At 43.2% G+C, this 8499-nt stretch carries 8 protein-coding genes; 5 read left to right on the top strand and 3 right to left on the bottom strand.

The window, feature by feature from the left end; genetic code table 11:
• Positions 1 to 270: 270 nt before the first annotated feature.
• On the bottom strand, positions 271 to 2367 hold the full coding sequence (locus ABT56_RS07090) for a PAS domain-containing hybrid sensor histidine kinase/response regulator (RefSeq protein ID WP_047878140.1): 2097 nt from the start codon (positions 2365 to 2367) through the stop codon (positions 271 to 273).
• Positions 2368 to 2370: 3 nt separating this feature from the next.
• Complete coding sequence (locus ABT56_RS07085; RefSeq protein ID WP_047878186.1) at positions 2371 to 3552, bottom strand: FIST signal transduction protein; 1182 nt, start codon at positions 3550 to 3552, stop codon at positions 2371 to 2373.
• Between the two features lie 167 nt (positions 3553 to 3719).
• On the opposite strand from ABT56_RS07085, the gene ABT56_RS07080 reads away from it, so the two are divergent.
• Complete coding sequence (locus tag ABT56_RS07080; RefSeq protein ID WP_047878139.1) at positions 3720 to 4439, top strand: SDR family oxidoreductase; 720 nt, start codon at positions 3720 to 3722, stop codon at positions 4437 to 4439.
• Positions 4440 to 4515: 76 nt separating this feature from the next.
• On the opposite strand, the gene ABT56_RS07075 is transcribed toward ABT56_RS07080, so the two are convergent.
• A complete protein-coding gene (locus ABT56_RS07075) occupies positions 4516 to 4956 on the bottom strand; it encodes a hypothetical protein (protein ID WP_047878138.1) in 441 nt (146 codons plus the stop codon).
• Positions 4957 to 5228: 272 nt separating this feature from the next.
• Here ABT56_RS07075 and ccoN point away from each other — a divergent pair, with 272 nt between their 5' ends.
• The 4 genes from ccoN to ccoP are packed head-to-tail and all read left to right on the top strand — an operon-like array spanning position 5229 to position 8460.
• A complete protein-coding gene (gene ccoN / locus ABT56_RS07070; RefSeq protein ID WP_047878137.1) occupies positions 5229 to 6656 on the top strand; it encodes a cytochrome-c oxidase, cbb3-type subunit I in 1428 nt (475 codons plus the stop codon).
• An 11-nt stretch (positions 6657 to 6667) separates the two neighbouring features.
• Positions 6668 to 7288, top strand: coding sequence for a cytochrome-c oxidase, cbb3-type subunit II (ccoO, locus tag ABT56_RS07065; RefSeq protein WP_047878136.1), 621 nt, complete (start codon positions 6668 to 6670; stop codon positions 7286 to 7288).
• 9 nt (positions 7289 to 7297) lie between these two features.
• Positions 7298 to 7471 (top strand): cbb3-type cytochrome oxidase subunit 3, encoded by a 174-nt coding sequence (locus tag ABT56_RS07060; RefSeq protein ID WP_047878135.1) that lies wholly within the window; start codon positions 7298 to 7300, stop codon positions 7469 to 7471.
• A gap of 5 nt (positions 7472 to 7476) precedes the next feature.
• Entirely contained in the window at positions 7477 to 8460 is a 984-nt protein-coding gene (gene ccoP, locus ABT56_RS07055; protein ID WP_047878134.1) for a cytochrome-c oxidase, cbb3-type subunit III, read from the top strand.
• Positions 8461 to 8499 lie beyond the last annotated feature (39 nt).

Genomic DNA, 8499 nt, shown 5'->3' with positions numbered 1-8499 from the left:
CCCTTAGTGCGCATTATGTATATTATGTTAAATAAGGTTTATTAAATCCAATATATCAATACATTATGCTCATCTAGTTATCCTATCGCCCACTCCTCTGGGGATTCTAGCAGTAAAAAACATGGCTATTTAACAGTATTGGTATTTACCATAAAATAGGTAATTAGCACTTATTTTTAAGTCCTGCTGCAAATGTTCAGTTTGCCTGGTTCTTCAAAATATTTACTAATTACTTATCCGTATTCATTCTGCAAGATCTGACGTTAACGACTAATGTTTGTAATCACCATTTGCCAACGCCAACTGTGATTCAAACAATATTAGTTCGAGTTCTTTTACAATGATTGGTTTGGCCAGCAACCCGTTCATACCAACTTGTTGGTACTTTTCTTGATCGGCACGCATTACGTTTGCCGTTAAAGCTATAATGGGTAATTTGATCCCATGACTACGTAAAATTTTAGTTGCTTGAATGCCATCCATTACAGGCATAGAAATATCCATAAGGATCAAATCATACCCTTTACCATCAGCGATCATCTCAACAGCCATCTGACCGTTTGGAGCTATATTGACTTGATGACCTCGCTTTTCAAGCATGAGTTTTACGACCAACTGGTTTGTTGGGCTATCTTCGGCAACTAAAATCCGTAACGGCGGCAAATGTGTTGATGCTTTAAAGCTCGGCACCTTAATCTCTCGGTTTACGGTCATGGCTTTTAATGGAAGATTGACTGTAAAGCAACTTCCTTTGCCCAATGTACTTTTCAATATGATCTTGCCACCCATCTTATTAACTAAGTGTTGGCTTATAGCGAGGCCAAGTCCCGTTCCGCCATACTTCCGGGTAATACTGCCATCAGCTTGAATGAATGGATTGAACAACATAGCCTGGGCTTCTTCAGAAATACCAATACCAGTATCAGTTACCGTGAGCTGAAGATTTTGATCTTGTTGGCTAACATAAATATCAACGCTACCGGTATCTGTAAACTTAATGGCATTACCTACCAAGTTAAATAGCACCTGCGACACCCGGTTCTTATCTCCAAACATGTACTCAGGTACATCTGGATCACTCTTTGCGTTTAGAAGGACTCCTTTTTTATTGGCTTGTTCTTGTAATTGAGTCACAACAAGATCAACACTGTCCATAATACGCATAGTGCTTTCATACAACTCGAACGATTCAGATTCGATTCGTGACAAATCCAGAATATCATTAATAATCGTCAATAATAGTTGTGCGGATTGATCCATTTGGTCGATCCAAGAAAGCTGTTGCTTCCCTAGCCCGGAATCGGCCAGTAAATCCATCAACCCCATCACGGCATTGAGTGGCGTGCGAATTTCATGGCTCATCATGGCCAAAAATTGTGATTTTGCTTTATTGGCATCTTCTGCTTGTTGTCGGGCTTTCTGCAGTTCCATCATATGTTGCTTGCGGCTGGTAATGTCTTTTGTTGTCCCTCTAAAACCAAGAAATTGACCTTGTTTGTTATAATATGGTGTGCCGCTAATGCTCATCCAACCACTACCTTCACTGGGTGGTAATTGCCACTCAATATCTTCAAATGGTTGCTCTGCACTAAATCTGGCTTTCAACCGCTCTGCAGTTTCAGGGTCATGACTGAAAATTTCCAGAATAGAGGCTGAATCTATACTGTGAGTAGACAATGATGGTGAGGATATATATGAAAAGAAATATTCAGTATCAATTTCCCAAAACCAGTCGCCAACCGTTCGTGCAAAATCTTTAAACCGTTGTTGGCTATGTGATAATTCAAGCGTCCTGGCTGTTACCAATGACTGAAGCCGTTCACGATAGTCAATATCAATTATTGCTCGCTCAAGTAACGGCCGAAAGTGTTCCAACACCCGCTTGCAGTTTGATGAGAACTTTCCTTTTTCTGAATGCAAAAAGATCAAAACCGCATCACCAGAACTGACTTTCACACCGGTTAACAGAACTGAACGACAGTACTGCATTAGGTTAGATGGTAATTCTTGAAACTCGACAACTTGCCGAGAATCAAATAACGCGATGCTTTCTCCATTTATCGAACGGGTAAAGGTATCGGCAATAGGCCAAACACTAGATTCAAAATAGCGGCAAGTAGTAACCAACTCTTTAAGCGGCGATAACTCATCTTCACGAGTTAATACTAAAGCATGTTCAAAACCAATAAATTTACTCAATACACCAAGCAAACTATTGAAAACCTGACGCTTATTATTAGCTCCAGCCATTGCGGCCATGCCAGCCAAAATCGCTTTGTTTTCTTCTTTTAGTTGCCGCTCTCTTTCTCGGCTTCGCATCAAGTCGAGTAACGTTTCTTGCAGTTTTTCCGATTCGTAGTTAGCCATCGATTAGCCTTTATGAAATAGCACTGTCGATATCATGAGGTTGCCATGAGCATTTTCACCGCCGGCAAACTGTCCTTGCTCACCAAATGTGAAGGGGCAAATAAAAGGAGCATGATGCATTGCTTGATTAACATGATGGGCAACTTGCGGCATTAAATGTTGAACCCTTAACATACAACCTGCACAGTAAATTGTTATGCCACCAATAGGTTGGATATCATCACTTTCGTCACCGTAGACATCAAATGCAGAGTCAACTACCCTGCCCGCCCGTGTTATCAAGCGCTCTTCGGTACCTTCCATGAAATACAGTTGTTCACCTTCAGTCACTTGGGAAAATAACTCTAAACCACCGCTTTCGGTAATACGTAATGGATGCGCTAATTTAAAATATGGCAGATCATGAATTTGACCAGCTATCCGGCCAAGCGGGTTCATACTGCTTAGCATGCTGATATTCTTTTGATCTTTTAAAGTAATCCCCATCCATTCTTCATACAGTTCTACCGCAGGTTGCCCATTTAATTCCATTACTGTTTGGCCAATAACTTTATTGGCGCATGCGCTTAACCCAGTACTGGCGTACCCTGAATGAAAGGAAATACCAAACTTAGTTGAAGGATAAAAGACACAAATCCCGACGCCTTCATGGCAAATTTGCTCATGATTAAAAATATGCCAGTTGCCTTGAATAAGATCATCAGCAGAGCTTCCTCCAATAATTGGAACCGTCACGCCTAATTGATCTTCAATCCCTTTAAGTACAGATTCTTCATCACCTGGGCTTGCATGGATAAGTATAAGTGAAGGTAATTCACCGGCTCGACTGCAATTTGTAATTGCTCTCAATAATGCATGCTGAGACATCTCATATTTAGATTTATTGGACGATACAATGGCACTCCCATAAGCGCCATCATAATCGGCCAATCCCCAAAGCCCAACACCAACCCCTGCATGATAACCGTAATCAGTCATTACTCCTTGGCAAGAACTACAACCTAAAATCTGAGTGTTTGGAAAAGCCGATAGCAATGTTTTCTGTAATACGTTTACATCATAGTGTTCTGAAAAATACACCAGAACCAAACGAGGACTCGGCAGTCGTTGCCGTAACTGCTCAATAGCTTCGTTAATTGCTGAAGCTGTGTCCTTGTTAGCAGAAAAACTCGTTGCTATATCCATAAGCAAAGTCATTATTGTGATTGATCAAACCTATACTCAATCATAGACATTTTTCTTTTTACTTTCAGTTATATCCATCATTATTTGAATTTTTAACGGTAAAGTTTTGACGAGGTTAACCGTTATACTGTAGCTGGGCTAACTATTGATTGGAGAATAAGGACGTTATGAACAAACGCGTTGTACTTATCACTGGTGGTGCGAAAGGTATTGGACGAGGTATTGCCGAATACCTATCACAAGATATGACCGTCATTGCTGTCGACATTGATGAAGATGCAGGTCACCAGTTGGTTTCTGATAACCCACTTATACGTTTTAAACCTGTTGATGTTACATCGGAACAACAACTCGAAGCATTGGTTGTTGAGATCAAGAACCAACACGGCCGACTAGATGCTGTTATCAACAATGCGGCGATTGCAGATCCCTATAATCCCCCGCTGGAAGAGATTGATATTCAACATTGGAATCGAGTTATAGCTGTTAATCTCACAGCTCCAATGCTTGTAACAAAGCTATGCCTACCTTTGCTTAAACAAAATCATGGTCGAGTGATCAATATTGCCTCAACGAGAGCGCTTCAATCAGAGCAAAATACTGAAGCATACAGTGCTTCAAAAGGAGGAATTGTAGCCTTAACCCATTCCTTGGCTGTTAGCCTCGGCCCTGAAATAACTGTGAATTGTATTTCACCCGGTTGGATAGATGTAATTGGTGAACCTTTAGCAGATTACGATCATCAGCAACATTTAGTTGGGCGGGTTGGTAAGGTTGAAGATATTGCTTCGCTCGTCGCCTACTTACTGTCAGAGCATGCGGGATTTATCACCGGGCAAAACTTTGTTGTCGATGGAGGAATGACAAAAAAAATGATTTACCAATAAAAACTAGGATCAAGATAGGGGTTTTAGTACAAACCCCTATATCTCACAATAAGTATGTATAAGGTTATATTTTAAATCACTTATTTACTTCAAAATTTGCATTAATCACTTTTTCACCCTGCGTGATTTTAACCACCCATTTCATTACATCATGGGTACAAGCCGGCACACTGAAAGTCCCTTTCCAGCCTGACTCAATACGCTCAAACACGACAGGGATCTGTCCCATATACATAGATTTCCCTTCAATAACCGCACTAGGCTTCACATCTGTGTTACCAACATGTAATACCAAAGGTGTATCTGCCTGCGCAGGCGTTGGTGACAGTGTCACATTGATGTGTGTGCTATCTTGTGTTGTACAACCCTTCGGTCCAATTTCACAGTTTATTGCCGTAATTGCGACGGACTCCGAGTTTTCATAGGTTACTGTTCTCCAAACAAATGCCGTCATTAACACCGCCATTAGGAAAATAATCTGAATTAATCTGCCTCGAGTTAGCTTTTCTGCTGCCATTTTTACTGTGCACCCCATGTTACAGAGGTCAAAGTTTTCACATAAATGTTGCTTAAGCGTAAACAATGTGTGGCTTTGACCCTGTCATTCATATTTTAAAACAAGTAGTATATGTCACTGAAAATGCCACTTTTACAACAAAATAGCAATTTAATTGCTGAACTGGTCAATAACCACTGCAGTAATTGGTGAAGCTTTGGGTGGCATTGCGACAACTTGTTGTTCGCACAAGGAAAGAAAGTGTAGTTAACAAAAAATTGGAAGCATGCAACATGAGCCAAGTAAAGCAGCTTGAACATAACTACAACTATACGGTCGTTCGCCAGTTCACCTTAGCCACCATACTTTGGGGAATTGTTGGAATGGGCGTTGGTGTATTGATTGCCGCTCAACTGGTGTGGCCGGCACTTAACTTCGATGTACCGTGGTTGACGTATAGCCGTTTGCGTCCCCTGCATACTAATGCAGTCATTTTCGCATTCGGAACTAGTGCGCTATTTGCAACATCTTATTACGTTGTTCAGCGAACGTGTCAAACTCGGTTATTTGGTGGCAAGTTAGCCTCGTTCACCTTCTGGGGCTGGCAGGCTATCATTCTAGCCGCGGCAATTTCATTGCCATTAGGTTGGACGTCAGGTAAAGAATACGCTGAACTGGAGTGGCCGATTGATATTGCCATTGCTGTTGTTTGGGTAGCCTACGCCGTTGTCTTTTTCGGTACCATGATAAAACGTAATACGTCACATATTTATGTAGCGAACTGGTTTTTCGGTGCCTTCATTCTAACCGTTGCCGTTCTTCACATAGTGAACAGCATGGCTATTCCTGTCTCCATGACAAAATCGTACTCAATATATTCAGGTGCGGTTGATGCCATGATCCAGTGGTGGTATGGCCATAACGCGGTAGGGTTCCTACTTACAGCCGGTTTCTTGGGAATGATGTATTACTTCGTACCTAAGCAAGCAGGCCGTCCTGTTTATTCTTACCGTTTGTCTATCGTTCACTTTTGGGCGCTAGTTTCACTTTATATCTGGGCCGGTCCGCACCATCTCCACTATACCGCTCTGCCTGATTGGACCCAGTCTTTAGGAATGGTGATGTCACTGGTGTTATTTGCACCCTCTTGGGGAGGTATGATCAACGGTATCATGACCCTCTCAGGAGCATGGCATAAACTACGCTATGACCCAATTCTTCGCTTCTTGGTTGTTTCATTGTCGTTTTACGGCATGTCGACCTTCGAAGGCCCGATGATGTCGATCAAAACGGTCAATGCCCTTTCCCACTATACAGACTGGACTATTGGCCACGTACATTCAGGTGCTCTTGGTTGGGTAGCTATGGTCTCGATCGGTGCCGTGTACCATTTGATCCCTAAACTCTTCAATCAAGAACGTATGTACTCTATCCAGTTGATTAACGTACATTTCTGGTTGGCAACGATCGGTACTGTTCTTTATATCGTATCTATGTGGATATCGGGAGTGATGCAAGGTCTGATGTGGCGAGCTGTAAATACTGATGGTACGTTGACCTACAGTTTTGTTGAGTCGTTACAGGCTTCTTATCCGTTCTACTTCGTTCGCTTTGTTGGCGGTGCAATCTTCCTAGCTGGTATGTTCTTAATGGCATATAACGCTTACCGTACGATTGTTGCTCCCAAAGAAAGCCTAAAAGCGACTGAGCAGCCAGCATAAGGAGTTTGAGAATGGCTAATAATTCAAATAACCGTCATGATATCGTAGAAAAAAATGTTGGCCTGCTCGCCATTCTGATTGTTATTGCAATCAGTTTCGGAGCGCTGGTTGAAATTACCCCCCTACTTTATCAAGACCAAACAACAGAGCCTGTTGAAAACCTTCGTCCCTATACTGCTTTGGAAATGGAAGGACGTGATATTTATATTCGTGAAGGATGCAATGTCTGCCACAGTCAGATGATCCGTCCGTTCCGGTCAGAAACAGAGCGCTACGGTCACTACTCTGTTGCTGGTGAAAGTGTTTGGGAACACCCATTTCTTTGGGGTTCCAAACGTACAGGTCCGGATCTAGCTCGTGTCGGCGGACGTTACTCTGATGATTGGCATCGTGTTCACTTGCGTGACCCACGCGCAGTTGTACCTGAATCCAACATGCCGGCTTTCCCTTGGTTGGAAGAAAACGTGCTTGATGGCAAGTTAACGTCTAAAAAACTCGCCGTCTTCCGTGATACGTTCGGAGTGCCTTATACCGAAGAACAAGTCGAAAATGCCGGGGCTGAGGTTAAAGGCAAGACTGAGATGGATGCAATTATTGCCTATCTTCAGTCACTCGGCCATGCCATGAAGTAAGGAGGCACCGTGGATATTGGAACCATTCATAGCATTTGGACACTGATCCTGTTCGGTAGCTTTATCGGTATTGTTATATGGGCCTACAGTAAACGCCAGAAGTCACGCTTTGAAGAAGCGGCAAACTTAGTTTTTGCCGACGAAGATAACGATGTGGCGACTCGCGAGAATGACAGGAGCTAGGAAGCATGACGACGTTTTGGAGTCTATGGATAACAATTATCACCCTAGGCACCCTAGCTGGTATTGCCGCACTATTGATTTGGTGCAGCAAAGACAAAATGGGTGTCGAAGACGGGGAAGATATGGGGCACGAATATGACGGTATTCGTGAAATCAATAACCCGCTGCCGAAATGGTGGTCCTACATGTTTTGGGGAACATTGATCTTTGGCCTGCTCTACCTATTCCTCTACCCAGGATTAGGCAGTTATAAAGGATTCTTAGGATGGCAAAGTTCAGATCAAACAGTTCGGTCCCTTGCCGCTTCCCAAGAAGCCATCGATAAAGCACAAAATGAAAAGCGCCTTAATCAATATGCCAAGGAACTCGGAGATGCCGACGCTCGCTACGGAGAGACCTTCAATACATTGGCATTTGATGCATCGGGCTCGTCACTACGACCAATAACTGATATTGCCGGTGACAGCGAAGCCATCAAAGTTGGCCAGCGTCTGTTTTTACAAAACTGTGCCCAGTGCCATGGTTCAGATGCGCGAGGCCAACTTGGCTACCCTAACCTTTCTGATGGTGCATGGCTATATGGCGGTGAAGCCGAAGCCATTAAAACAACCATCATGGATGGCAGGCAAGGCGTTATGCCTGGATGGATAGACTCATTAGGCAAAGACGGTGTTTCTGAGGTGACTACCTATGTACTAAGCATGTCAGGTAGAAGTGTGAATGCCAAAGAGGCAGCAGCAGGAAAACAGAAATTTGTTGTTTGTGCAGCATGTCATGGTACAGATGGCAAGGGTAACCCAGCATTTGGCGCCCCGGATCTCACTGATAATACTTGGTTGTACGGCGGATCCCGTCGTGCGGTTGAAGCAACCATTGCTCATGGTCGCCACGGTGTGATGCCAGCATGGAAAGACATCCTAGGTGAAGAAAAAATCCAACTGATCTCAGCCTATGTTTGGGGTTTAAGCAACGAGCAAGATAAGCAATAAATACGCAACCAGCCCCTGTTATCTTCAGGGGCTCCTTCC

The sequence above is a fragment of the Photobacterium aquae genome, assembly GCF_001029445.1.
GTDB lineage: Bacteria > Pseudomonadota > Gammaproteobacteria > Enterobacterales > Vibrionaceae > Photobacterium > Photobacterium aquae.
This window is presented reverse-complemented; position numbering and strand designations above follow the sequence as displayed.

What these genes read in the sequence shown, in the direction of transcription:
- ABT56_RS07090 (WP_047878140.1), bottom strand. Translation starts at nt 2,367, where the DNA reads ATGGCTAACTACGAATCGGAAAAACTGCAAGAAACGTTACTCGACTTG.
- ABT56_RS07085 (WP_047878186.1), bottom strand. Translation starts at nt 3,552, where the DNA reads ATGGATATAGCAACGAGTTTTTCTGCTAACAAGGACACAGCTTCAGCA.
- ABT56_RS07080 (WP_047878139.1), top strand. Translation starts at nt 3,720, where the DNA reads ATGAACAAACGCGTTGTACTTATCACTGGTGGTGCGAAAGGTATTGGA.
- ABT56_RS07075 (WP_047878138.1), bottom strand. Translation starts at nt 4,956, where the DNA reads ATGGCAGCAGAAAAGCTAACTCGAGGCAGATTAATTCAGATTATTTTC.
- ccoN (WP_047878137.1), top strand. Translation starts at nt 5,229, where the DNA reads ATGAGCCAAGTAAAGCAGCTTGAACATAACTACAACTATACGGTCGTT.
- ccoO (WP_047878136.1), top strand. Translation starts at nt 6,668, where the DNA reads ATGGCTAATAATTCAAATAACCGTCATGATATCGTAGAAAAAAATGTT.
- ccoP (WP_047878134.1), top strand. Translation starts at nt 7,477, where the DNA reads ATGACGACGTTTTGGAGTCTATGGATAACAATTATCACCCTAGGCACC.